This is a genomic window from Sphingobacterium sp. E70 (genome assembly GCF_019285695.1).
Taxonomy (GTDB): Bacteria; Bacteroidota; Bacteroidia; order Sphingobacteriales; family Sphingobacteriaceae; genus Sphingobacterium; species Sphingobacterium detergens.
The window spans coordinates 1,725,527-1,747,333 of record NZ_CP079104.1; the positions used below are offsets into that span (position 1 = coordinate 1,725,527).

Here is a 21,807-nt window from a genome sequence, read left to right on the forward strand (position 1 = left end):
ACAAGCAACCAGAATGGTCTTCGGCAAATGACATCACCATCGCGCTACTAAAAAACAAAGACAGTTTTGGCGCCATTCAACAGAAATTAGATCAGATCACCAAAGCAAAATTTGCCGAGGCAACCAAACAAGGTTATCAATTTAGCTTTTCAATCGAAAAACTAATAGATATTCATCTGCATTCTAAGGCTGCGGGTTCTGGCAACCTGGTATATATCTATATTTTGATGGCTCTAGGAGCTGCGCTTATTATCTTGACGAGCATTAACTTTACAAATTTAATATTGGCACATGCCATCGAACGCAAAAAGGAAATTGGAGTTAAGAAAGTTTTAGGCGCTGCCCGAAAACGATTTTCTTGCAGTTCTTCTTAGAATGCAGTTTGATGGTATTGCTCTCCCTTTCTTTAGGTTTGCTGGCTACATTTCTATTATTGCCCGTATTCAGTTCGTACATGGGAAGCGAAATGCAATTAACGGTATGGACAGATCCTAGGTTCTATGCGATCCTGTTTTTATTTTTATCATATTGACTTTAATCTCTGGTGGATGGCCGGCCTATTCCATTGCCAGCTCAAAACCAATGTCTATTTTCAAACGGAAATTGGCGGAGAAACAAAGCGGGATTTCTTTTAGCAAAGTATTGGTCACCTTCCAATTCAGCATATCCATCTTTTTATCATCTGTACCCTATTTGCGGGACGTCAAATGCAATTTATACAATCCAAAAATACAGGACTAGACCGCACGGATATGCTGGTCATTGATGGGCAGGGATGGCAGGACAAAGAGCGGCAATTATTAAAAGATAAATTGATGCAACTCAATAGTGTTCAGGGTGTAACTGCTTCCTATGACAATCCGGTCAATATTCAGGGCGGATATAGCATTAATGAAGTTGAGGGCCAACCAACCGATTTTGAAATGAATGTGACAGCAATTCCTATTGAAAAGATTTTGTATCAGTCTTCCGTATTAAAACGCTAGCAGGCGATCCACTTTCTGATACAGATATTTTACGTGCAAGGGATACCGCATCTCCGGAATATAGTTTTGTGATCAATACACTCGCGGCATCAGCAATGGGTTTTACACCACAACAGGCAGTCGGAAAGAAAATTAATTTAAACGGCCGTAAAGGCAGTATTAAACAAGTTGTTGCCAGTTTTAACTTTGCCTCACTCCACAATGAGATTAAGCCTATTGTACTTTTTCCCGAATACTATTATTTTGGTAATATTTTCATTCGACTCAACCCAAATACACCAATTCAGGACGCAATAGCACAGGTGAAATCGGTCGTGAAAGATATTGATGCGAAAAATCAATTTGAGTATCATTTTCTAAATGATGACTATAGCAAACTCTATTTAAAAGATCAACAGACGACAAAAGTCATGCAGCTCTTTTCGATTATTACAATTGCCATTGCTTGTATGGGATTATTCGCACTATCTGCTTATGCTGTGCAACAACGCGTAAAAGAAATCGGAATCCGCAAGGTATTGGGTGCTTCCGTATTCAAAATCGTCAAGATACTCAGCCTTGACTTTATAATACTAGTTTGTTCAGCACTTTTGATCGCCATACCATTGGGATGGTACGCCATGCATCGCTGGATGGACAATTTTGCTTATCACATTACACTGGACTGGTGGATATTTATTATCGCAGGATCAAGCGCACTGCTGGTTTCCTTTATTACAATCAGTTTTCAGACAGTAAAAGCAGCAGTCACAAATCCCATTGACAGTTTAAGGGATGAATAATTTTATAAAAAATAGAAATAACATGTTTAAAAACCATATTAAAATCGCTTGGCGGAATCTTTGGAAAATTAAGAGCTATTCTATTATTAATATTATTGGACTTTGCATCGGCATGACTGCTGTATTGATTATTGGCATATGGGTGCAAAACCAATTACAGTTTGACAATTTTTATAGCGATAAAGAAAACATCTACAAGGTTTTGAACAAAAACCGTAACGATGAAGGCAAAATCAGTTTGCAAGAATACACTTCAGGACAAGCCTCCCCAGCATTGATTGCCGATTATCCGAAGTTGAGCGTGCAGCACGCATCTATTGGAGCATTAGCAAGCTACTCTCTTTTGGAGACAAAAAAATCAAATCCAAAGGCAACGAAGTCGATCCGGCATTTATTCAGATGTTTGATTTTAAACTTTTAAAAGGCAATAACAATAAGGCTCTTGGAGAGACAAGAAATATTATCCTGACGGAAAGCCTGGCAAAAAGTATCTTCGGGGAGAAGGATCCATTAGATCAAACAATTATATTGGACAATAAAGAGCCTTATAAAGTCTCCGCTATCATGCAGGACCTTCCAGGCAATACAAATTTTGATTTTACCTATCTCATACCCTTGGTAAATGCAGAAGGTTATTCGCCAAACTGGAATACGATCGCCTTCACGACCTATATTCAACTAAAAAAAAGGAACCAATGTAGATGCTTTTAACAATAAGCTTATCGATATCATCAAGAAAAAGACCAATAGTGAATTGGGAGGATCCCTTTTCTGTATCCAATATCCAAAATGCATCTGTATTCGAAATTTGAACAGGGTATCCCTGTTGGCGGAAAAATTGACCAGGTTAAACTTGTTACTGGAATTGGATTATTAATTTTATTGATAGCCTGTATCAATTTTATCAATCTCAGTACGGCGCGCAGTCAAAAAAGAGCTAAAGAGGTCGCTATACGAAAAGTTGTGGGCGCACAGCGTTTCAACCTCATCGCACAATTTCTGACAGAATCCTTATTATTGGCGATCATCTCAGGAACACTTGCGATCACATTGGCAATACTTACCCTTCCCCTATTCAATACAATATTTGATAAACCGTTGGTACTTGCTTTGTCAGATCCAACAATCTGGCTCGCGTTGATCGGTTTTATTTTTCTAACTGGCATACTGGCGGGACTATATCCCGCGTTTGTGCTATCAGGTTTTAAACCAATAAAATCATTAAAGATATTTCGCTCATCAAAAAGATCGCTTTGAATTTCCGTGAATTATTGGTCATTTTTCAATTCGGTGTTGCTATCATACTTATTATTGCCACGATTGTCGTCCGGAGGCAAATTGAATATGCGGGACAACGTGATGTTGGCTATACTACTTCCCAATTGATAGAGATCGGCATGGAAGGCGATATGGGGAAAAACTACGAAGCAATTAAATCAGAGCTGCTCAACAATGGAATTGCAACTGCTGTCACACGTTCGGGGTCATCAATAACCAGTAATGCTGGCAGCGCATGGGGTGGTTTTTCCTGGGAAGGTTCAACGCCGGAACAAGGAAAAAAATGGGTTTCAATCTGGGGAGAACAGAAAGTGACCTTATCAAAACACTCGGATTAAAACTTATTGCCGGTCGGGATATCGACTATGCTAGGCTAGCAGCAGACAGTTCGGCAGTACTCCTGAATGAGGCAGCCATCAAAGAAATGAATTTGAAAAATCCCGTAGGAACTTATTTAAAATGGGGAAGTACCACCTATACCATCGTAGGAGTTATAAACGATTATATCAGTGGTTCGCCCTACAATCCAGTAACACCCATGCTCATCTATGCAACCAAGAAATCCCTGTACAATTTAATTATCCGAACGAATCCAGGCTCGTCAGTACAGGATCAGCAGCTCAAACAAATCGAACAGATCATTAAAAAATTCAACCCTGCATATCCTTTCGAATACCAGTTTGTCGATCAAAAATTTGCGGGTAAATTTAAAGATCAGCAACAGACAGCTCGACTGGCATTCATCTTTTCGGGGTTGGCGATTTTTATATCTTGCTTAGGCTTATTTGGATTAGCGTCTTATATTGCAGAACTAAGAACCAAAGAAATTGGCATACGTAAGGTACTCGGTGCCTCGGTTAGTGGCATTACAACTATGCTCTCCAAAGATTTTATCAAATTGGTGATTATTTCCATTGTGCTGGCCTCACCGATTGCCTGGTGGGCAATGAACAAATGGTTGCAAGATTTCTCCTATCGCATTGAGATACAATGGTGGATTTTTGCGCTGGCAGGTGCTGCAACCGTTTTGGTCGCCTTCGTGACAGTAAGTTCACAAGCCATTAGAGCAGCAAATCACAATCCGGTAAAAACATTAAGGGATGAATAAAATTATCCATTATCTCATATTTCAATAGAAACAATATGCTTAAAACATACATCAAAGTAGCTTGGCGAAATTTACTGAAGAACAAAGCTTTTTCGGCAATTAATATCTTTGGTTTAGCCATCGGTATGGCTGGTGCCTTACTTATTGCCCTATGGTTGCAGAATATGTTGGGCATGGACAGGTTTCATGAAAAAAGTGATCGGCTTTATATTATCAGTAACCGCGATACCTATCAAGGCGAATCACACGCCTGGACAAATACACCTAAGATCATGGGGCCAACACTGAAAAGTGATTTCCCCGAAATCGAAAGCTTTACACGTATCGAGCAGGATGATAAATTTCTAACAAGCTATGGGGATAAAAATCTTGTTTCCAGCGCTACTTTTGCCGATGCTGGTTTCTTCAATATGTTCAGCTATCCATTGCTTAAAGGAGATAAAACCAATCCGCTTAAAGATGCAAACTCAATTGTCATTACAGAAAAATATGCGAAGGCTCTTTTCGGTGATACGGATCCAATAGGAAAACCATCAAAATAGAATCGAAGTATTTAGTCACCGTCCAGGCGATCGTAAAAGATCCTTCCAGCTACAGCAGTATACAGTTTGATTATCTGCTATCATGGGATTTGGCCAAGAAAATGGGCTTCGTAGATGAAAATTGGTCTAACAATTCAACCTATACTTATGTGCTATTACGGGAAGGGACAACATTGGAAAACTTCAATGCTAAAATTAGACTTTTTAGCCAGAACCATATCAATGTAGGGGATAACGAAATCAAGTCAACAAACGAAATCTTTGCATTTCCATACAAAAACACTTATCTCTACAACAAAAGCGAAAATGGTGCTTATACTGCAGGGCGGATCCAGTTAGTTCATTTATTTACCTGGATCGGTGTCTTTATTTTGCTTGTTGCCTGTATCAACTTCATGAATCTCAGCACGGCCCGCTCCGAGAGAAGAGCCAAAGAGGTAGGCGTGCGTAAAGTAGTCGGTGCACAAAGAAAAAGTCTTATTCTACAATTTATTGTCGAGAGTATCCTGATCAGTATTGGAGCAATGATACTCGCGCTCGTAGCCATCGTATTAGTTCTCCCAGCCTTCAATGATCTGGTTGAAAAAACCTTACCATCTCCATCCTGTCCAGTGATACCTGGTTATTCTTAATTGGCTTCACGTTGTTGACTGGAGTATTGGCAGGAAGCTACCCCGCATTTTTTCTCTCCTCCTTTAAACCTCTGAAAACATTAAAAGGGAAATTGAACACATACAACAAAGGGATCAGTGTACGCTCTATCCTGGTTGTCGTCCAATTCAGCCTCGCAATTATCTTGGTCATAGCGACCGTCATCGTTTCGCAACAGATCCAGCATACCAAGGATCGGGACCGCGGTTATAACGACAATGGGCTTGCTGCAACCCGATTTACGGGCAAACTTAACGGTGGAAAGATCTACCAGACTCTTCGAAATGAATTGTTGGCCAGCAATGCCGTGCTCTCGGTGACAAAAAATATGTCCCCAGTCACGGATCGCTACAGCAATGGCTGGGGCTTCTCTTGGCAGGGCAGTACGGAGAGCGATAAAGAATCTCCTTTGACCGTTTCAGTACCGATGCCGATGCCGTGAAAACGCTGGGTTTTAAACTTGTTGCTGGACGAGATATAGATATATACAAATACCCAACAGATAGTAATGCCATGTTACTGTCTGAAACAGCCGTCAAACAGATGCGCTTGCAGCATCCCCTTGGGCAAACGATAAACGGTGACGGTCAGGACTGGATCGTCGTTGGAGTAATTAAAGATTTTATCACGGAATCTCCTTTTTCGGCAGGTTATCCAATGGTCATCTTTGGGCCTAAATCCTGGTTTACCAATGTCCACTATCGCTTAAATCCAAACAACAGCACTGCGGCGAACTTGAAAACCATCGAAGCCATCTTTAAAAATTCAATCCGGAATATCCATTTGAGTATAAATTCATCGACGAAAATTTTGAAGCTAAATTTAAAGAAACACAATCTATCGGGACGATTTCAATGCTATTTTCAGGCTTGACCATCTTTATTTCCTGTCTTGGTCTACTCGCTCTGATCGCATATATGGCTGAGACACGTATGAAAGAAATCGCAGTTCGCAAGGTCCTTGGGGCAAGTTTGACACAGGTAACTTCATTGCTGTCGGTAGACTTTATTAAATTAGTGATTATTGCTATTCTGATCGCCTCACCAATCGCTTGGTGGATAATGGACAAATGGTTGCAGGATTATAGCTACCGCATCCAGATCCAATGGTATTATTTTGTGATTGCGGGGCTATTGGCGATATTAATCAGTATGGCAACCATAAGTTATCAAGCCATTAAGGCCGCACTTAGCAATCCGGTAAATAGTCTGAGGAATGAATAACCAATAATACAAACCAATACGATCCCATTATGATAAAGAACAATCTAAAAATAGCGTGGCGGAATCTAAGAAGAAATTCTTCCACCTCGATCATCAATATCACCGGGTTAGCCTTGGGGATTGCGATCTGCTTACTGATAAGCCTATATGTCGCGGATGAGTTCAGTTTTGATCGGTTCAATACAAATGCAGATCGTATTGTACGTGTCGTCTTTCGGGGTACGGTACAAGGGGAACGATGAATGAGGCACATGTCATGCCACCTGTGGCAGCCACAATGAAGGCTGAATTAGCCGAAGTACAGGAAACAGCACGTTTGCGACAAGGTGGAGCACCCTTATTTACGGTTGGCGATAAGGTTTTCGTGATGAACAGATGGCCTATGTGGATGCCTCCTTCTTTAAAATATTTACCTTGCCTCTTATCAAAGGTGATGCGAATACCGCCGTGAAGATGCCCTATACCGCGGTAATATCTGAATCCATGGCACGCAAATATTTTGGAACAACAGACGTCGTAGGTCGGGATCTCGCCATAAAGGTGATCAAAATATCCTAAAAATTACTGGGGTAATGAAGGATATTCCCAGGAACTCCCTTCCATTTTGATATTTTCACCTCAATGGCGGCACTGGAAGACTCCCGTTCAGATTCCTGGATGACATCCGAGTATTATACTTATGCGCTGCTCGCAGAAAATACCTCATTAAAAAATCTAGAGAAAAACTTAGCGACCTTATTTGACAAACATGTTGGCGCTCAGTTTATGGCTGGATTCGGAATGAGCTATGAGGATTACAAAAAATCAGGCAATACAATAGGTCTCTATTTACAGCCCTTGACTGATATCCACCTGCATTCCAATTTTGGCTACGATCTAAGTCCATCAGGTGATATCCGGTATATCTATATTTTTAGTGCTATAGCGCTGTTTATGCTATTGATCGCGACGATCAATTTTATGAACCTATCAACGGCAAGTGGTTTCCGGAGAAGTCGGGAAGTAGGTGTACGGAAAGTCCTCGGTGCTGACAAGCAAAGTCTGATCCGTCAGTTCCTATCTGAAGGCATTTTGCTGACCTATTTGGCCTTGTTTCTGGCCGTCGGAATTGTTTTACTGGCTCTTCCCTATTTAATCAATTATCGGGTAAATCTATTGCAATCCATCAACTCAATTTCGCCAAAATAATCCCCTCCTGCTCGCATTCGGCTTATTGGTCGGTCTATTTTCGAGTACGTATGCAGCTTTATATCTAGCGGCATTCAACCCTTTGGTTGTATTAAAAGGACGTTTGTTGCGATCTACAAAACGGTTCAATCTCAGGAGCAGCCTTGTGGTCTTTCAGTTTATTATTTCCATGGGGCTCATTTTCTGTACCGTAGTTGTCGTCCGACAGCTCGATTATATGCGGAACATCAAATTAGGTTATGAGAAAGAGAATGTCATTGTGATCCAGAGCTGGCCCCTGGGCAAAAACGAAAAAACGTACGTCAAACTGTTATCCGAAGATAGCCGTATCAAGCATATTTCCCGCTCATCTTACCTACCCGCTGGAGAAACCAACAACAATAACTTCTTTGTCTATCCCGACAGAAACACCGAAAAATGGGTCAAAACACTACGTTATGATGTAGACGAGGAATATATTGCTGCAATGGGTATGCAGCTTCATGAGGGCCGAAATTTTTCAAAGGCTTTTGGTAACGATACCTTATCCATTATCGTGAATGAAACCGCAGCAAAAGATCTGGGCTGGAAAGGAAAAAACCTTGGCCATACATTGACCAATAAGGATAATAAAACCTATCGTGTCGTGGGTGTTGTCAAAGATTTCCATTTTAAATCGTTACACGAACCCATCTCGCCCTTAGTCATGGTATTGGGCGATCAAGCTGGGAGTCTGATTGTCAAAACAGAGACAAAAGATACCGAGGCGCTAATTCAAAGTTGAAAGCGGAATACGATGCCTTCCCTTCCGATATTCCATTCAATTATTCTTTCCTCGATGAGCGCTATGCCCAAACCTATCAGACCGAAGTCAAAACCGGAAAATTGTTGAGCATATTCGCCGGACTGACGATTTTGTCGCTTGTCTGGGTTTATTTGGATTAGCTATTTTTACGGCAAACCAGCGCCAGAAAGAGATCGGTATCCGTAAGGTCATCGGCGCATCTGTTCCAGGTATTACAAAAATGCTTTCGGCAGAATTTATAAAACTTGTCCTGATCGCTATTGTGATTTCTTCACCGATAGCCTGGTGGGCGATGTACAAATGGCTGGAGAATTTTGCTTACCGCATTGAAATACAATGGTGGATGTTTGCCGTTGCAGGGCTACTTGCTGTACTGATCGCACTGCTGACAGTCAGTTCTCAGGCCATCAAAGCAGCTGTAGCAAATCCGGTTGATAGCCTGCGGGAGGAATAACCGCCAAGACGACCAAAACGGTGATATTGTAAACGCAACACAATAAAATTATGATTAAAACATATTTCAGATCAGCGCTACGGCAACTATGGAAACATAACTACTATACCTTTTTAACAATTGCTGGTTTAGGTTTGGCAATTGCATGTAGCTTATTTATCTATAGCTATAACAGCTTCCAATATAGTTTTGATCAGTTTCATACCGATAAAGATCGCACCTTTCTAGTCGTACAGGATCTCAAACTAGAGCAGGTCGAGCATAGCAAAGGCGGAGCCTATGCCATGTACAACGCTATTTCACGTGAAATTCCACAAGTGGAACGAACAGCATTGTATATGGATAATAAAGACTTGACGCTGCGGATAGGGGACCAATTGTATAAAACAGAAGGTAAAGCAGCTTTTGTTTCATCAGAATATTTCAACACCTTAAATTTCCCTGGCTGGAGGGATCCCCAAAAGATCTGGATCAGCCTAACACCGTCGCTTTGACCAAAACAATTGCCAAAACTTATTTTAATAACGATAACCCCTGGGCAAAACGATCCTGGTCGACAGCAAATTCCCCGTGAAAGTTGTGGGTATTATCGATGACAGCAGCAAAAATTCTGACTTCCGCTCAGAAGTCTATTTTTCACAAAGTTCTGTGGCTACCTTATGGCAGATCCCTCAAGAAGATGGATTCTTTACCAATTGGGGCTATTCCAACTCAAATAATAATATTCTTGTCACCTTAAAAAACGCAGCCGATAAAAATACCGTCGAGCAGGCCATTCGTACGCTTGTTGCCAAGTACTGGCACAAAGATGTACTACAAACATTCAATTATAAACTCCTGCCATTGACAAGTTACCATTTTGACACAGATTACGGCAAGGGAACACAACGTACACTGCTGAATATCCTGGTCGCAATTGCAATCGGAATCAGTATCATGGCTTTGGTCAATTATAGCAACATCACCTTTGCCAGACAAATGAACCGTAGCGTAGAAATGGGCGTGAGAAAGGTATTGGGTAGTTCCAAAAGACAGCTGTATATTCAGTTTCTGATCGAAACCCTGATCCTGACCGCTGCAGCTGTTATCTTTGCCTTAGTTTTATTGCTGATCTTTTCCAATTGGGCAAATCAGGCTCTTTTTCCAAATGAACCCATACAGATTGTACAACCGCTGTCATTTATAGCGATCATTGGTATTATCTGGATTTTAACCAGCCTGTTGACCTCCGTCTATCCGCTGATTTTCGTCAACCAGATGAACATCCAGCAGGCACTGAAAAAGCTTACCATAGGTCCCTGGAGTTTTAGCCGCAAAACGCTAATTGTGTTTCAGAATGTGATCGCCATGACGCTGCTGATTGCCACTTTCGTTATTGTCTTACAGGTAAATCACCTCAAAAACACAGATATTGGATTCAACAGGGAGCAGGTTATCCTGCTTCCGTTCACAAAAAAATGATCCAATCAAAAGCGAAAATCGCTCATTTCATCAGCAATAGAACCGATATTCAATCCTATACTTTTAGCGACAATCCACCTTCATCTGAAAAGGTCTGGGGCGGAACCATCCAGTTTGACAACAGAACGGAATGGGAGAAATGGCCTGCCCGATACGCTATCGGGGATTCTGCTTATATCAACACATTCAACATCAAATTATTGGCAGGAAGAAATTTCAATGACAATCCGCAGAAGCCAGAATTTCTGATCAACAAGAATATGGCTACTGCATTGGGCTTTAAAGATCCCAATGACATTATCGGCAAGTCTTTAAACGCCGGCGGGCTGAACGAAGAACAAGCGGGAACAATAGTAGGCGTTGTTGCAGACTTTAGCACCAATTCGCTGAACGAACCCATCTCCCCTACTGTAATTGGGTATAATGAAACACGGTTAAAAAATGTAGCGATTAAACTAAAAGGTACCGATCATCAGCTGCTCGTGAAAGATCTGGAACAACAATGGAAAAACTGGTATCCCGATGAAGTGTTCCAATATAAATTCTATGATCAGCAGATTGCTCAGCTCTACAAGAAAGAAGCATTACTGGAAAAACTGATCTGGATCGCTGCTATCGTCGCGATAAGCATCAGTATGCTCGGTTTTCTAGGATTGCTCTCCATCAATATCCTGAAACGAACAAAAGAAATCGGAATCCGGAAGGTGTTAGGTTCTTCGGTAACGGGTATTATTGTATTATTGTCACAAGATTTCTTCAAATGGATAACCATCGCCTTTGTAGTTGCGGCACCACTGGCTTATTATCTTATGAATCGCTGGCTGGACAATTTCCCATTTCGGATCAGTATGGGCTGGTGGATCTTTGTATTGGCTTTTTGTGTTGGGCTTATTTTAACGATTGCCGTGGTATCCCTACAATCTATAAAAGCCGCTACAGCCAATCCTATTGATAGTTTAAGGGACGAATAGGAAAGGAAGCTGTCCCATATTCGAATAAATCCTGATTAAAGTACATAACTGCTGATGATATCGCTATAATTTGGAGTCGGGTCTATTCCGATATAGGAGACCCTAAATTCATATTCCCGAAAGGACTCCAACCCATCGATAATACAGCTACTTTTCGAACAGAGCCGTGTGTTCCAGTCTACATTTTGACCTTTGACGCGGAATTGATACTGATACATGCGTGCTCCCCGCCATCGTTGTGTTTTTAGCTTCACGCGCCCACTGCCCACCTCCTCGGGACGAGCAATTAGTTGCCCGCTTTGGGAACCACCCCACCATAGGAAGTCTTGGGTTTTCTGACAGCGTAACCTGCTGCTAAAATAATCGTCGGATCCGCATTGGCGATCGTATCTACATATTTAGCCAGTTCTTTCAGTACATACGCCAGTTCAGTTCTTTTTGATTACGGATCAGTATAGCACGTATAAAACCAATATGATGTCAGCGCTTCCAAATTAAGCATCGTACAAATCACATTGAAAGAACTGAACACCTCATTTACCGGTTCCTTTTCTTAATGGGGAACTCCCCTCTCAAGTAAAAAACAGAAAATAGTTATTTGGTATAAGACGATTCTCCTCTTGAAAACCAGAATGTATATTCTATAAAACGGAACTGTTCACTTGATGCAGCCAATTGCTGCTATATTCTTACAGTATTCCATTTGATTATTCCTGCTTACCTGTCTGCTTATTTAATTTCCGTTCGATGAATCAACCAGACTGAGGTGTTCGCAGGTGTACAATGACTGTCCGATTTCGGACAGTTCACTCGACAAAATCCATTTTAACAAACTAACAATCAATAATGTACAGGCTTGGCTAAGGATTTGTGTTATCGTACACAAAATTAGCAAAAACCAAAGCCTGCAGCCAATCTATTTGCGGTGATGGAAATAAACTTTATACGAGTGACAATGACTTTTACAAACTTCAAGATTGCCTGGCGGAATATTCGAAAGAAAAAGTTCAAAACCTGATCAACCTAGTTGGATTGACCCTTGGCATTACCTTTTTACTACTGGTCGGGGCTTATGTCTGGGATGTTCAACAGGTAAATAGCAAGATCAAAAATATAGATCAGCAATTTCTATTGCAGAGCAAGTATAAGAAGGAAGGATTTGGGATCAATTTGACCACAATCGGAGCGCTCCCCAAAGCCCTGTATGAAGAATATCCAAATTTGGTGGCCAACTATTATCGTATCGATGGACTGACAGGTATTATCGCCAATGGAGCTACGATCCACGAAGAAGGAATGGCCCTCGGTGATCCCAGCCTTTTAACCATGTTTGGTTTTGAAATTTTAGCAGGAAATCCCAAGACCGCACTGAATAATCCCTTTTCTGTGGTGATCACTGACCAGGCTGCTGTAAAATATTTTGGAAAAGTAAATGTGCTGGGAAAAACCCTTCAGATTAAAAATTTCAGAGGCGAAAAGCATGATTTTGAAATTACTGCTGTCATAAAAACTGCAATACAAAATGCGGTCATGGATCTGACAAAGGATATGCACTCGGATATTTTTCTGCCCATTGCCAACGAAGAATATTTCGGCAGATCCCTGGATAACTGGAATAATCCTTACATCGCCGGTTATCTCGAATTGAAAACTGGAGTGACGACGCAACAACTGGATGCGGCGATTCAAACGCTGGTTCACAAAAATACCGATAAGGAATTCGCCAGTCAGTACAGCCCCAATTTAAAACCCTTGAAAAGCTATTATCTAGACGATAATCAGGGCGCTGTCCGCAAGATGATTCAGACCCTAATCTGGATTGCTGTTTTTATTCTGGTCATGGCGATCATCAACTTTATCAATTTTAGTATTGCACAGCATATTACGCGGTTGAAGGAAATCGGTGTGCGTAAAATTATGGGCTCTTCCAGACCACAATTGGTAAAACAGTTGTTGACAGAATATATCCTTATCGTAGCTATTGCAGCATTGATCAGTCTGCCCATCTATAGCATAGTACGCCCTTTATTTGCACATGTACTGATGCGCGAGCTCCCCTCTTTAATCAATTTACCGGGCTATTTTTTCGGTTTATTGGGGCTATTGACGTTAGTGATCGGTATGCTGGCGGGATTATACCCAGCAATTAAACTGTCAATATCAAGATACTTCCCTCGGTCAAAAATCAGTTCTCCGCATTAGGTGACAAGCAATTGGTTCGAAAAGTGCTATTGTTCTTTCAGTTCGCTGTTGCACTGCTCCTGTTGGTCTGTACCTAATTATCTCCAAACAGGTCAATCTATTTATAAGCAGCAATTTAGGATACAACAAAGATTATCTATTGACGGTACAGGCACCAAGGGACTGGTCGAAACTGGTATCCGGAAAATGGAGGCCATTCGGCATGAGCTGCTGCAGGAATCAGCGGTTAAGTCCGTGAGCCTTTCCTATGAGACACCGGGACTATTAGGTTTCAATATGCAACCGGCTTTTGGCAATAACAACGATACAGAGGTACAGGTGCAACGGATTAACAGTGACAGTTATTTTCTGGAAGCCTATGAAATACCCCTATTGGCGGGTACCTTCTTACCCAAAAATGCGGTGACAAATACCACGAATAGATCCGTTGTGATCAACAAGAAAGCCATGGAAGATTTTGGCATCCGTGATGCCGAGCGTGCAATCGGTCAACAGATCGCCCTGAACGACCCAAATGTTAAGATGACCATTGTGGGCGTCACCGATAACTTTGTCGCAAATTCTCTTCACCGGGCATCTCCAGCTATTGTCTGGACAGATATCCATGAAAATTTCCAATACCGATACCTGAGTATCCGTTTAAAACCGGGCCAACTGTCCAGCGCGGTACAAGGGCTGGAAAAGAAATGGAAAGAATTAATGCCTGATGCACCATTTAAGTATCAATTTATGGATGACCGCATCAAAGGTTTATATGAAACGGAACTGCAACTGCACCGGGCAGCTCAGATTGCGAGTGCTGTTTCACTTTTAATCGTTGTATTGGGGTTGACCGGCCTAATCTCCCTATCGATCCATCTCCGTAACAAGGAAGTAGGTATCCGCAAAGTACTGGGTGCCTCATTAGCACATTTGATCCTGTTATTTTCGAAGGAATACTATGGCATATTTCTGTTAGCGGTTTTGGTTACAGTCCCATCTAGCTATATGCTGATGCAACATTGGCTACAGAACTATATCATCCGGATAGAAATCAATGCATTTACCTACCTGTTGCCGCTGGGCATACTGCTGAGCGTACTTGGCCTATTGGTAGGCGTTATCGTATTTCGGGCGACCCGGTTTAATCCAGTTGAAAAATTAAGGGATGAATAATGTAAGTAACCAATCCATATAAACAGTATGATAAAGAACCATCTTAAAACCGCCTGGCGGACATTGATGCACAATCGTATCTATTCGCTATCAAACCTCATTGGTTTAACCATTGCGTTGCTGGTATTTATGTTAATCAGTTCGCTTGTCGTTGATGAGCTATCCTACGACAGACAGTGGAGCAATTCAATGAACTCTACCGAATGCGAATAGTGCCTAAAGAAAAACAAAAAATTTCACGAACAGTATTACTGGCGCCCCCAAGGTATATCTGCGGCACTAAAAGCTAATTTTCCAGAAGTACTTGGTTATACTTCAATCAATTCATTTTCACCAAAATTAACAATAAACAAGCGCTCAAACCAGTTTACCGAAATCAGTACCTTGGAAATCGACAGCGGTTTTTTCAATCTTTTTGACACAAAAATCATCGCAGGCAACCCAAAACAAGTTATTGCCGGAGCAAAAAACATCACATTAACAGCCTCTGCGGTACAAAAATACTTCGGCGGCAAAGACGCGCTCGGTAGCACCTTCTACAATAAACCTCAAGAAGGTGAACCCGAAGCTTATTATGTCAATGCCATTATTGAGGATATGCCCCATAATTCTTCCTTTCAGGCAGAAGCCCTCGTGTTGATGCCTAAGGTGCATGAATTCAATCCTGAAAAAAGCGGTTCGCTACAGACACAAATTCTACTGCTCAAAAGTACAACCGATGTTAACAGCCTTTCAACCAAAATAAACAGGTGGTATAATACGCAGAAACTGGATGATTGGCTGAAAGGACACAATCTTTTATCGAACCCATCAAAGATATACACTTACAAAGTATCACAGGATGGGAGAATCCCATGCAAGATATTTATCTGCTGGCAGGAATAGCGATCTTGATCCTTGTATTGGTCAGTATCAATTATATTAACCTGAGCTTCGCCCATGCGCTCAAACGCACACAGCAGATCGGTATCCGCAAAGTGTTGGGGGCAAGCCGAAAAAATCTGATCCTACAAATGGGCCTAGAAAGTACCATACTCTTTGTCGGCTCTTTTCTGATTGCATTTTTGTGTATGTGCTTATCAGTCCAGCATTTGAACACTATTTAGAACATCCATTGACCATGAGCTACCAGCATTCCTTATTTATGTTTGTTGGACTACTATCCATTTGGATCGTTCTGGGCTGGCTTTGTAGTTTACCTACGGCCCTGTCACTATCAAAAACACAGCCATCACTGGAACTTCGGAAGCAGCTTTCTTTCTTTAGACTTCCGCTAAATATGGCATTTACCAAAGTACTGGTGGTTGTCCAGTTTGCCATTGCCATTATCGTAGCGATCTGTATGATGTCCATGCGGGCGCAATTGCATTATCTATACAACAAAGATCTTGGTTACGAGCCCAAAAATCTCATGGCCATCAATTATACCTCTTGGGAAGGAAAGGATCAGGCCTTCAAACAGGAGTTATTAAAAAATTCGTACATCTCCTCGGTCAGCCTCACAGGCTGGACTCCCTTTAGTGGTAGTGTGGATTTTAAAACAGTAAAAGACCCCAGTAATCCGAACGAAGAACTCCCGGTTGTATTTGTTTATGCGGATTATGATTACATCAAAACCATGGGTATAAAGCTCCTTGATGGTCGGCCTTTAAGCGCGGACTATGCGCTGGACAGACCCTTTACGGATTCGGTACATGCCGGACAGCGTGTATTTACAAATATGCTCGTCTCCGAAGGAACCGCCCAGCGGCTGTCTTTAAAACTCAATAAGAGCAATGAGCCTCTAAACAATACACCAGTGGGTGTATTTAAAGAGTTTAACGGAGCGAGTTTAAAGTTTCCGATCGGTCCTTTTGCGATTAAGGCACAAAAAGAATGGGAAGGCGGCTGTATGCTTATCCGTGTAGAAGAAGGGAAGAAAAAGGAAGCTTTAGCCTTGGTAAACAGTACCTGGAACAAGTTTTTCCCTAACCGGATCGCACAGATCAACTGGCAGGAAGATCAGGTACAGCATCAATATAACAAAGAAAAAAACAGTACCAGCAATTGGCACTTTTTACGGGTTCCAGCATGCTGATTGCAATCTTAGGGATTGTGGCTATTGCCATCTATACATTAGAACGAAGAGTAAAAGAAATTGGTATCCGCAAAGTGCTTGGTGCTTCGGTAAATACGATCACCTATATGATTTCCAGATCCTTTATCATACTTCTGCTGATCGCTATTCTAATAGCTTTCCCAATCGCATGGTGGTTTACACACAAATGGCTGGAAAACTTCTACTATCATATTGATGTTCCGATCGCGCTATTTGTTTTCACCGGAATGTTTATCGGTTTGATGACCTTAGCGATTATCGCTGTCCGAATCTTCCAGACAGCCCGTATCAATCCCGTCAATAGTTTACGGGATGAATAAGAAAAAATAAGCCGTAGGTTGTTGACGTTCAAAAGTGCATTTATTATTAACCGATTGGGAATGGAAGTTTATAATTGATGTACCTACGGCTTAGGATCTTTGCAGCAATTTTGGTTATTCACAGTGATAACCAAAATTGCTTATTCTTTTTAGTCGGGTCTTTCGCAGTCAGCTAAAACATACGCAAAACCATATTTAGATTTCTTCCGAACAATTTTGCGTTCATCAGACCAATTAAGTAAATCATCTAGCACCTTCATCAGGTTTTTAGGATCTATATATTTCTCTAGCTTAACACAGCAGAAGTTATGTATTTCATCAGGTCTTTTTCCTCATTAAAATATCCTGCATCAATTTGCTCATCCAAAAAAGCATTTATCTTTTTCACTTCTTCTGCTGTAGAATTTTTATAGTGGTCAATATCATGAAGAGCGTCGATTAACTTAAATTCGATTACTTTCTGATCCTGCTCAACATCAACTTTATACATGTCGTAAATAACCCTGTCAGCCAATGTAGTCACATGCAATTCATATAAGTTTTTTTGTGAAGATAGTTCTACCCCAGAGGCATCATGGCACTCATACTATTTATTTCTAGTACATGATACATGGTAACCAAATCATGAACAAAAATTCGTTTGAGTTTAAACCTCTCAATTTTACTCATAAAATCCAATGGTTTACCCATTAAAAAGGAAACTTCCTCGGGTGACAGGTGCCGCGAAATACGCTGTAGCAGCATGCGATAATAGATTAATATATCTAACTCTTCACATTTTCTCCTATACACTTTTGTTTTTTGAATTTTGCTATTTTCATCTTCGGCACATTTAAATAGTATAGATTTTCAATACAAAGAAATAGAAAACATCTCAAAAACAAAAACATTTGTATAAATAAAAATAACATTATCTATATTTATCTATACAAAAGGACAGATTAATAAAATAATACGATGACAAAACTAGGCGAATTTTTAGCGAAGAAATCTGTAAATAAATCCCAGATTGCTCGCAAAACAGGATTAAGTAAAGCGAGGATCAATGAATTAACCATGACTGAGACGGCTAAATTACGTTTAGATGAAATGTACTTAATTGCCCTAGCCATCGATACGGACCCGGCCAAAATGATGCTCGAACTTTGCGAACATCTCCAACTGAAAGAAATTGAGAATTAAGTTCCACATCTCGTAATTTTATGCAGTTATGCGCATAAAACTACGAGATGTTATTGCTTCCTCCTATTTCCTGCCAATTCACCAGTACCTCTTATAAATTTCATCCTTAAAAATCGGAAACACCAAATCATTCGAAAAGATAAAGCCAAAGGTCACACATGGGAAAACATGATTATTGCTTGGCACAAATCATCTGATGCCGATGGATATAAAAAAGAAGGGATATCACATCGCGGGAATAATCTGTGCGGTATTGGACGTAAAACTGTTCGATATCGTACAGACATAAAATCCAATAAACAATACAAAAACCTAAAAATCAACAACTTAATAAAGTGGCAATACAATTGACTTCAGTATAATGTCTAGATTGACCGGTCGATTACGGATCAATAAGACCTTAAAAAAGTATTGTTATGATAGCAAATAGTCTTAAAATCGCTTGGCGAAATATGGCAAAAAAATAAACTCTATTCTTTTATAAAGATCGGAGGATTTGCTTTTGGTATCGCAATCTGTATTCTCATCGTACTTTACATCAAGCAAGAGACGAGTTACAACAAATTTTATCCAACGATGGATCGAATTTATCGTCTGGTCGTTCAGCTTCCGATCGAAGGTAAAATAGAACGTTGGGTGTCACTTTCGGCACCCGTTGCCCCAACACTTAAAGCTGAAATTCCATCCATAGAACAAACGGGCCGGATACTTCCCAATCCTTTATTTGGCGCTGGAAGTAACCAGCTCTCCCTGAACGATAATCCGCAAAGTTTCTACGACGATGGCTTTGTGTATGTTGATCAATCTATTCTGGACATGTTTCCGACACCTATGGTTTCAGGCAGGCTTGCCCACGCATTGGATCAACCCAACACATTGGTCATTACGAAAAGTAAAGCCGAAAAATATTTCAAAACTGATCCTATCGGACAGACTATCTATCTAAATAATAACAAATCCAAACTATATACCATTACTGGTGTCATCGAAGACATCCCACAAAATTCTACGCTGGCCGGTTATAGCTTTTTATGTCTCTTGCTGGGGAACCTTTTACCCCGGCGAACAAAACCAATGGCTCAGCAATAATTACACGGTCTACGTTAAATTAAAACCACAGGTCAACATTGAACAAACAGAAAAAGAGATCTTAAAAAACTATAAAGAGCACTATTTGCCTGAATACAAAAAAATCAGGTCGTAAGCTCAATCCTGTATTCGAGCAGGTAAAAATCAACTTACAAAATGCACTTGACATCCATTTAATGTCTACGGATATTGATGATGATAAAGTCAGTACACTGAATCGAGGCGATATCCGTATGGTCTGGACATTTGCCACTGTAGCGCTATTTATACTGCTAATTGCCTGTATCAACTTTATCAACCTGTCCACGGCCAATGCCGCTACACGAGCCAAAGAAATCGGTATCCGGAAAACAATTGGTTCGACGAGGACATTGTTGATCGGACAATTCTTGCTCGAAGCGATTTGCTATAGTGTATTATCCTTGTTCGTTGGTCTATTGCTGAGTTGGGTTTTATTACCCATATTCAACAATCTCGCCAATAAGTCATTGACCATTCCTGGACATCCCCATACTTTTTCCCATCTTTATTGCTGGCGATAATTTTCATCGGCAGCTTGGCCGGAATCTACCCAGCCTTGTATCTATCCCGATTTAAACCGATTGCTGCATTGAAAAATAAGATCGCGGGAGCCAAATCATCATTATTCCGAAATGGTCTTGTCATTTTTCAGTTTGCAACTTCCATCATCCTCATTGTAAGCGCCCTGGTGACCAATCAACAGATACGCTATATCCTGGAAAAAGACCTGGGTTTCAAAAAGAACAGGTGATCGTCCTGCGTGGCGTTGGTACATTGGGAAATCAGATCCTTAGTCTTAAGAATGAATTAAAGTCCATTCCAAATGTCAGCTCCGTTTCCCTAGGTGATTTCCTCCCTGTCCCCATTGATGGCGCCAAAAGAAATGGCAATCCTTTTTGGAATGAAGGTAGACGAGAGGTCGATATGGCGACACAAGGGCAGTTTTGGGAGATTGACCAGGATTATCTTGCGACCTTCGGATTGCAATTGACGAAGGGTAGAAATTTCGATCCCAAAATGGCTACCGACAGTACCGCTGCGATCATCAACCAGAAATTAGCGGACGACCTGGGATTAAAAAATCCCATCGGGGCAAAAATAACCAATGGCAATACTTGGACAGTAGTCGGTGTTGTGGACAATTTTATTTTTGAATCGTTAAAAGGGAAAGGGTACGCTGGCTTATGTATGGTATTGCGGGGTTATCCATCACTCCTCTCTATTAAAGTTAAGCCCGAAAACTTACAGGAGACCCTAAACGGGATTAACACGGTATGGAATAAATTTTCACCCAATCAAAAATCAATTACAGCTTTTTGGATGAGGGCTTTGCTTCCCTTTATCAAGATGTTGAACGGACGAAAAATATATTCAGCTGTTTTGCAATCGTCGCCATTTTTGTGGCTGCCCTTGGTCTTTTTGGACTTGCCACCTATGTGACACAACAGCGGACAAAAGAAATCGGTGTACGGAAAGTGCTTGGCGCAAGTTCCCTCAGATTGCTGAAACTGTTGTCCGGAGACTTTATAAAATTGGTGTTTGTTGCCATGGTCATTGCCTCACCTGTTGCGTGGTGGGCAATGAACCAATGGCTCAGAGACTTCAACTATAAAATAGATATCAACTGGATGTACTTTATTCTGGCGGGTATGGGGCTATCCTCATCGCCTTAGGTACCATTAGTTATCAAACATGGAAGGCTATCCGGACCAATCCGGTCGATAGTCTGAGGGATGAATAAAGTCAACATGTTAATTTTATTATTATGATCAGAAATTACCTAAAGATTGCTTGGCGGAACATGACCAACAACAAACTCTACTCAATCATCAAGATTGGTGGTTTTGCATTTAGCGTTGCAATCTGTATACTCATCTTACTGTACATCAGACATGAAAAAAGCTATGATAGGATGTATCCGGATATGGACCGTGTATTTCGTCTAGTTATTCAAGCTCCGGACGGGGACAAATCAGTGCAGTATCTTTCATTTCCGGCCCCGCTGCTAAGACCCTCCAGGCCGAAATACCTAGTATTGAATCAGTCGGGCGGGTGCTCCCCAACACTTTATTTGGCGCAGGGAGTAACCTCTTCACAGTGAATGGCAACGCCGAGAATCACTTAGACGCAGGTTTCGTTTATGTTGATCAGTCTATCCTGGAAATGTTTCCACTCCCGATTATGGCAGGACAGTTAAATCATGCTTTAGACAAACCCAATAGCCTGGTCATTACAAAAGTAAAGCGCAGAAGTTTTTCAAGGGAAATGCTGTTGGGCAAACAATCTATCTGAACAATAACAAGAACGTTCTG

At 41.1% G+C, this 21,807-nt stretch carries 39 protein-coding genes; 37 read left to right on the top strand and 2 right to left on the bottom strand.

The window, feature by feature from the left end; genetic code table 11:
- Positions 1-707 precede the first annotated feature (707 nt).
- The 22 genes from KUH03_RS12505 to KUH03_RS12605 all read left to right on the top strand — a co-directional run bounded on the left by KUH03_RS12505 (position 708) and on the right by KUH03_RS12605 (position 11,428).
- Positions 708-986, top strand: a complete 279-nt coding sequence (locus KUH03_RS12505; protein WP_257093762.1) for a hypothetical protein — start codon at positions 708-710, stop codon at positions 984-986.
- Between the two features lie 68 nt (positions 987-1,054).
- Positions 1,055-1,768 (top strand): ABC transporter permease, encoded by a 714-nt coding sequence (locus KUH03_RS12510; RefSeq protein ID WP_257093764.1) that lies wholly within the window; start codon positions 1,055-1,057, stop codon positions 1,766-1,768.
- A gap of 22 nt (positions 1,769-1,790) precedes the next feature.
- A complete protein-coding gene (locus KUH03_RS12515) occupies positions 1,791-2,189 on the top strand; it encodes an ABC transporter permease (protein WP_257093766.1) in 399 nt (132 codons plus the stop codon).
- Positions 2,093-2,479 carry an ABC transporter permease gene (locus KUH03_RS12520; RefSeq protein ID WP_257096926.1) on the top strand — a complete coding sequence of 129 codons (387 nt, stop codon included), beginning with the start codon at positions 2,093-2,095 and terminating at the stop codon, positions 2,477-2,479. The genes KUH03_RS12515 and KUH03_RS12520 overlap by 97 nt, the downstream gene beginning before the upstream one ends.
- A gap of 78 nt (positions 2,480-2,557) precedes the next feature.
- Entirely contained in the window at positions 2,558-3,025 is a 468-nt protein-coding gene (locus tag KUH03_RS12525; protein ID WP_257093768.1) for an ABC transporter permease, read from the top strand.
- A complete protein-coding gene (locus KUH03_RS12530) occupies positions 3,022-3,384 on the top strand; it encodes a hypothetical protein (protein ID WP_257093770.1) in 363 nt (120 codons plus the stop codon). Before KUH03_RS12525 ends, KUH03_RS12530 begins: the two co-directional genes overlap by 4 nt.
- Positions 3,330-4,154, top strand: a complete 825-nt coding sequence (locus KUH03_RS12535; RefSeq protein WP_257093771.1) for an ABC transporter permease — start codon at positions 3,330-3,332, stop codon at positions 4,152-4,154. The genes KUH03_RS12530 and KUH03_RS12535 overlap by 55 nt, the downstream gene beginning before the upstream one ends.
- Before the next feature lie 35 nt (positions 4,155-4,189).
- On the top strand, positions 4,190-4,696 hold the full coding sequence (locus KUH03_RS12540; protein WP_257093773.1) for an ABC transporter permease: 507 nt from the start codon (positions 4,190-4,192) through the stop codon (positions 4,694-4,696).
- A 101-nt stretch (positions 4,697-4,797) separates the two neighbouring features.
- Complete coding sequence (locus KUH03_RS12545; RefSeq protein ID WP_257093775.1) at positions 4,798-5,328, top strand: ABC transporter permease; 531 nt, start codon at positions 4,798-4,800, stop codon at positions 5,326-5,328.
- A gap of 11 nt (positions 5,329-5,339) precedes the next feature.
- Complete coding sequence (locus tag KUH03_RS12550) at positions 5,340-5,789, top strand: hypothetical protein (protein ID WP_257093777.1); 450 nt, start codon at positions 5,340-5,342, stop codon at positions 5,787-5,789.
- Positions 5,786-6,220 carry an ABC transporter permease gene (locus KUH03_RS12555; protein ID WP_257093780.1) on the top strand — a complete coding sequence of 145 codons (435 nt, stop codon included), beginning with the start codon at positions 5,786-5,788 and terminating at the stop codon, positions 6,218-6,220. Before KUH03_RS12550 ends, KUH03_RS12555 begins: the two co-directional genes overlap by 4 nt.
- Complete coding sequence (locus KUH03_RS12560; protein ID WP_306429555.1) at positions 6,202-6,570, top strand: ABC transporter permease; 369 nt, start codon at positions 6,202-6,204, stop codon at positions 6,568-6,570. The genes KUH03_RS12555 and KUH03_RS12560 overlap by 19 nt, the downstream gene beginning before the upstream one ends.
- 29 nt (positions 6,571-6,599) lie before the next feature.
- Positions 6,600-6,812, top strand: coding sequence for an ABC transporter permease (locus KUH03_RS12565; protein ID WP_257093784.1), 213 nt, complete (start codon positions 6,600-6,602; stop codon positions 6,810-6,812).
- Positions 6,809-7,021, top strand: coding sequence for a hypothetical protein (locus KUH03_RS12570; protein ID WP_257093786.1), 213 nt, complete (start codon positions 6,809-6,811; stop codon positions 7,019-7,021). Before KUH03_RS12565 ends, KUH03_RS12570 begins: the two co-directional genes overlap by 4 nt.
- Positions 6,946-7,128 carry an ABC transporter permease gene (locus KUH03_RS48560; protein ID WP_373564706.1) on the top strand — a complete coding sequence of 61 codons (183 nt, stop codon included), beginning with the start codon at positions 6,946-6,948 and terminating at the stop codon, positions 7,126-7,128. The genes KUH03_RS12570 and KUH03_RS48560 overlap by 76 nt, the downstream gene beginning before the upstream one ends.
- Before the next feature lie 63 nt (positions 7,129-7,191).
- On the top strand, positions 7,192-7,758 hold the full coding sequence (locus tag KUH03_RS12575; protein WP_257093788.1) for an ABC transporter permease: 567 nt from the start codon (positions 7,192-7,194) through the stop codon (positions 7,756-7,758).
- A 25-nt stretch (positions 7,759-7,783) separates the two neighbouring features.
- Complete coding sequence (locus KUH03_RS12580) at positions 7,784-8,521, top strand: ABC transporter permease (RefSeq protein ID WP_257093790.1); 738 nt, start codon at positions 7,784-7,786, stop codon at positions 8,519-8,521.
- Positions 8,518-8,682, top strand: a complete 165-nt coding sequence (locus KUH03_RS12585) for a hypothetical protein (protein ID WP_257093791.1) — start codon at positions 8,518-8,520, stop codon at positions 8,680-8,682. The genes KUH03_RS12580 and KUH03_RS12585 overlap by 4 nt, the downstream gene beginning before the upstream one ends.
- Positions 8,683-8,714: 32 nt before the next feature.
- Positions 8,715-8,996, top strand: a complete 282-nt coding sequence (locus KUH03_RS12590) for an ABC transporter permease (protein ID WP_257096928.1) — start codon at positions 8,715-8,717, stop codon at positions 8,994-8,996.
- A gap of 50 nt (positions 8,997-9,046) precedes the next feature.
- Positions 9,047-9,490 carry an ABC transporter permease gene (locus tag KUH03_RS12595; protein ID WP_257093793.1) on the top strand — a complete coding sequence of 148 codons (444 nt, stop codon included), beginning with the start codon at positions 9,047-9,049 and terminating at the stop codon, positions 9,488-9,490.
- Between the two features lie 76 nt (positions 9,491-9,566).
- Positions 9,567-10,457, top strand: coding sequence for an ABC transporter permease (locus KUH03_RS12600; RefSeq protein WP_257093794.1), 891 nt, complete (start codon positions 9,567-9,569; stop codon positions 10,455-10,457).
- Entirely contained in the window at positions 10,454-11,428 is a 975-nt protein-coding gene (locus tag KUH03_RS12605) for an ABC transporter permease (protein ID WP_257093797.1), read from the top strand. Before KUH03_RS12600 ends, KUH03_RS12605 begins: the two co-directional genes overlap by 4 nt.
- A 35-nt stretch (positions 11,429-11,463) precedes the next feature.
- On the opposite strand, the gene KUH03_RS12610 is transcribed toward KUH03_RS12605, so the two are convergent.
- Positions 11,464-11,697, bottom strand: a complete 234-nt coding sequence (locus KUH03_RS12610; protein WP_257093800.1) for a fibronectin type III domain-containing protein — start codon at positions 11,695-11,697, stop codon at positions 11,464-11,466.
- 601 nt (positions 11,698-12,298) lie between these two features.
- Here KUH03_RS12610 and KUH03_RS12615 point away from each other — a divergent pair.
- From KUH03_RS12615 to KUH03_RS12645, 7 genes are read left to right on the top strand one after another with little or no spacing between them, the layout of a single operon-like run.
- Positions 12,299-13,630 carry an ABC transporter permease gene (locus KUH03_RS12615; protein WP_257093802.1) on the top strand — a complete coding sequence of 444 codons (1,332 nt, stop codon included), beginning with the start codon at positions 12,299-12,301 and terminating at the stop codon, positions 13,628-13,630.
- Positions 13,631-13,678: 48 nt separating this feature from the next.
- Complete coding sequence (locus KUH03_RS12620; protein ID WP_257093804.1) at positions 13,679-14,785, top strand: ABC transporter permease; 1,107 nt, start codon at positions 13,679-13,681, stop codon at positions 14,783-14,785.
- 27 nt (positions 14,786-14,812) lie between these two features.
- Positions 14,813-14,998, top strand: coding sequence for a hypothetical protein (locus KUH03_RS12625; RefSeq protein WP_257093806.1), 186 nt, complete (start codon positions 14,813-14,815; stop codon positions 14,996-14,998).
- A 54-nt stretch (positions 14,999-15,052) separates the two neighbouring features.
- Positions 15,053-15,670 carry an ABC transporter permease gene (locus tag KUH03_RS12630; RefSeq protein WP_373564809.1) on the top strand — a complete coding sequence of 206 codons (618 nt, stop codon included), beginning with the start codon at positions 15,053-15,055 and terminating at the stop codon, positions 15,668-15,670.
- On the top strand, positions 15,640-15,891 hold the full coding sequence (locus KUH03_RS12635) for an ABC transporter permease (RefSeq protein ID WP_257093810.1): 252 nt from the start codon (positions 15,640-15,642) through the stop codon (positions 15,889-15,891). Before KUH03_RS12630 ends, KUH03_RS12635 begins: the two co-directional genes overlap by 31 nt.
- Complete coding sequence (locus KUH03_RS12640; RefSeq protein WP_257093812.1) at positions 15,858-16,862, top strand: ABC transporter permease; 1,005 nt, start codon at positions 15,858-15,860, stop codon at positions 16,860-16,862. The genes KUH03_RS12635 and KUH03_RS12640 overlap by 34 nt, the downstream gene beginning before the upstream one ends.
- Complete coding sequence (locus tag KUH03_RS12645) at positions 16,856-17,203, top strand: ABC transporter permease (protein ID WP_257093813.1); 348 nt, start codon at positions 16,856-16,858, stop codon at positions 17,201-17,203. The genes KUH03_RS12640 and KUH03_RS12645 overlap by 7 nt, the downstream gene beginning before the upstream one ends.
- A gap of 286 nt (positions 17,204-17,489) precedes the next feature.
- Here KUH03_RS12645 and KUH03_RS12650 read toward each other — a convergent pair whose 3' ends face one another.
- Complete coding sequence (locus KUH03_RS12650) at positions 17,490-17,726, bottom strand: hypothetical protein (RefSeq protein ID WP_257093815.1); 237 nt, start codon at positions 17,724-17,726, stop codon at positions 17,490-17,492.
- Positions 17,727-18,160: 434 nt separating this feature from the next.
- On the opposite strand from KUH03_RS12650, the gene KUH03_RS12655 reads away from it, so the two are divergent.
- From KUH03_RS12655 to KUH03_RS12690, 8 genes are all read left to right on the top strand, one after another.
- On the top strand, positions 18,161-18,385 hold the full coding sequence (locus tag KUH03_RS12655; RefSeq protein WP_257093817.1) for a helix-turn-helix transcriptional regulator: 225 nt from the start codon (positions 18,161-18,163) through the stop codon (positions 18,383-18,385).
- 525 nt (positions 18,386-18,910) lie between these two features.
- On the top strand, positions 18,911-19,474 hold the full coding sequence (locus KUH03_RS12660; protein WP_257096929.1) for an ABC transporter permease: 564 nt from the start codon (positions 18,911-18,913) through the stop codon (positions 19,472-19,474).
- A 176-nt stretch (positions 19,475-19,650) separates the two neighbouring features.
- Positions 19,651-20,016: an ABC transporter permease gene (locus tag KUH03_RS12665; protein WP_257093819.1), complete on the top strand. Its 366-nt coding sequence runs from the start codon at positions 19,651-19,653 to the stop codon at positions 20,014-20,016.
- 14 nt (positions 20,017-20,030) lie between these two features.
- On the top strand, positions 20,031-20,246 hold the full coding sequence (locus tag KUH03_RS12670) for a hypothetical protein (protein ID WP_257093820.1): 216 nt from the start codon (positions 20,031-20,033) through the stop codon (positions 20,244-20,246).
- A complete protein-coding gene (locus KUH03_RS12675) occupies positions 20,243-20,935 on the top strand; it encodes an ABC transporter permease (RefSeq protein ID WP_257093822.1) in 693 nt (230 codons plus the stop codon). The genes KUH03_RS12670 and KUH03_RS12675 overlap by 4 nt, the downstream gene beginning before the upstream one ends.
- A complete protein-coding gene (locus tag KUH03_RS12680; protein ID WP_257093824.1) occupies positions 20,896-21,168 on the top strand; it encodes an ABC transporter permease in 273 nt (90 codons plus the stop codon). Before KUH03_RS12675 ends, KUH03_RS12680 begins: the two co-directional genes overlap by 40 nt.
- Positions 21,169-21,260: 92 nt before the next feature.
- A complete protein-coding gene (locus tag KUH03_RS12685) occupies positions 21,261-21,596 on the top strand; it encodes an ABC transporter permease (RefSeq protein WP_257093826.1) in 336 nt (111 codons plus the stop codon).
- Positions 21,593-21,787 (top strand): hypothetical protein, encoded by a 195-nt coding sequence (locus tag KUH03_RS12690; RefSeq protein WP_257093827.1) that lies wholly within the window; start codon positions 21,593-21,595, stop codon positions 21,785-21,787. Before KUH03_RS12685 ends, KUH03_RS12690 begins: the two co-directional genes overlap by 4 nt.
- Positions 21,788-21,807 lie beyond the last annotated feature (20 nt).

What these genes read in the sequence shown, in the direction of transcription:
- KUH03_RS12505 (WP_257093762.1), top strand. Translation starts at nt 708, where the DNA reads ATGCAATTTATACAATCCAAAAATACAGGACTAGACCGCACGGATATG.
- KUH03_RS12515 (WP_257093766.1), top strand. Translation starts at nt 1,791, where the DNA reads ATGTTTAAAAACCATATTAAAATCGCTTGGCGGAATCTTTGGAAAATT.
- KUH03_RS12525 (WP_257093768.1), top strand. Translation starts at nt 2,558, where the DNA reads ATGCATCTGTATTCGAAATTTGAACAGGGTATCCCTGTTGGCGGAAAA.
- KUH03_RS12535 (WP_257093771.1), top strand. Translation starts at nt 3,330, where the DNA reads ATGGGTTTCAATCTGGGGAGAACAGAAAGTGACCTTATCAAAACACTC.
- KUH03_RS12540 (WP_257093773.1), top strand. Translation starts at nt 4,190, where the DNA reads ATGCTTAAAACATACATCAAAGTAGCTTGGCGAAATTTACTGAAGAAC.
- KUH03_RS12545 (WP_257093775.1), top strand. Translation starts at nt 4,798, where the DNA reads ATGGGCTTCGTAGATGAAAATTGGTCTAACAATTCAACCTATACTTAT.
- KUH03_RS12560 (WP_306429555.1), top strand. Translation starts at nt 6,202, where the DNA reads ATGCTATTTTCAGGCTTGACCATCTTTATTTCCTGTCTTGGTCTACTC.
- KUH03_RS12565 (WP_257093784.1), top strand. Translation starts at nt 6,600, where the DNA reads ATGATAAAGAACAATCTAAAAATAGCGTGGCGGAATCTAAGAAGAAAT.
- KUH03_RS12570 (WP_257093786.1), top strand. Translation starts at nt 6,809, where the DNA reads ATGAATGAGGCACATGTCATGCCACCTGTGGCAGCCACAATGAAGGCT.
- KUH03_RS48560 (WP_373564706.1), top strand. Translation starts at nt 6,946, where the DNA reads ATGGCCTATGTGGATGCCTCCTTCTTTAAAATATTTACCTTGCCTCTT.
- KUH03_RS12575 (WP_257093788.1), top strand. Translation starts at nt 7,192, where the DNA reads ATGGCGGCACTGGAAGACTCCCGTTCAGATTCCTGGATGACATCCGAG.
- KUH03_RS12595 (WP_257093793.1), top strand. Translation starts at nt 9,047, where the DNA reads ATGATTAAAACATATTTCAGATCAGCGCTACGGCAACTATGGAAACAT.
- KUH03_RS12605 (WP_257093797.1), top strand. Translation starts at nt 10,454, where the DNA reads ATGATCCAATCAAAAGCGAAAATCGCTCATTTCATCAGCAATAGAACC.
- KUH03_RS12625 (WP_257093806.1), top strand. Translation starts at nt 14,813, where the DNA reads ATGATAAAGAACCATCTTAAAACCGCCTGGCGGACATTGATGCACAAT.
- KUH03_RS12635 (WP_257093810.1), top strand. Translation starts at nt 15,640, where the DNA reads ATGCAAGATATTTATCTGCTGGCAGGAATAGCGATCTTGATCCTTGTA.
- KUH03_RS12645 (WP_257093813.1), top strand. Translation starts at nt 16,856, where the DNA reads ATGCTGATTGCAATCTTAGGGATTGTGGCTATTGCCATCTATACATTA.
- KUH03_RS12655 (WP_257093817.1), top strand. Translation starts at nt 18,161, where the DNA reads ATGACAAAACTAGGCGAATTTTTAGCGAAGAAATCTGTAAATAAATCC.
- KUH03_RS12665 (WP_257093819.1), top strand. Translation starts at nt 19,651, where the DNA reads ATGTCTACGGATATTGATGATGATAAAGTCAGTACACTGAATCGAGGC.
- KUH03_RS12685 (WP_257093826.1), top strand. Translation starts at nt 21,261, where the DNA reads ATGATCAGAAATTACCTAAAGATTGCTTGGCGGAACATGACCAACAAC.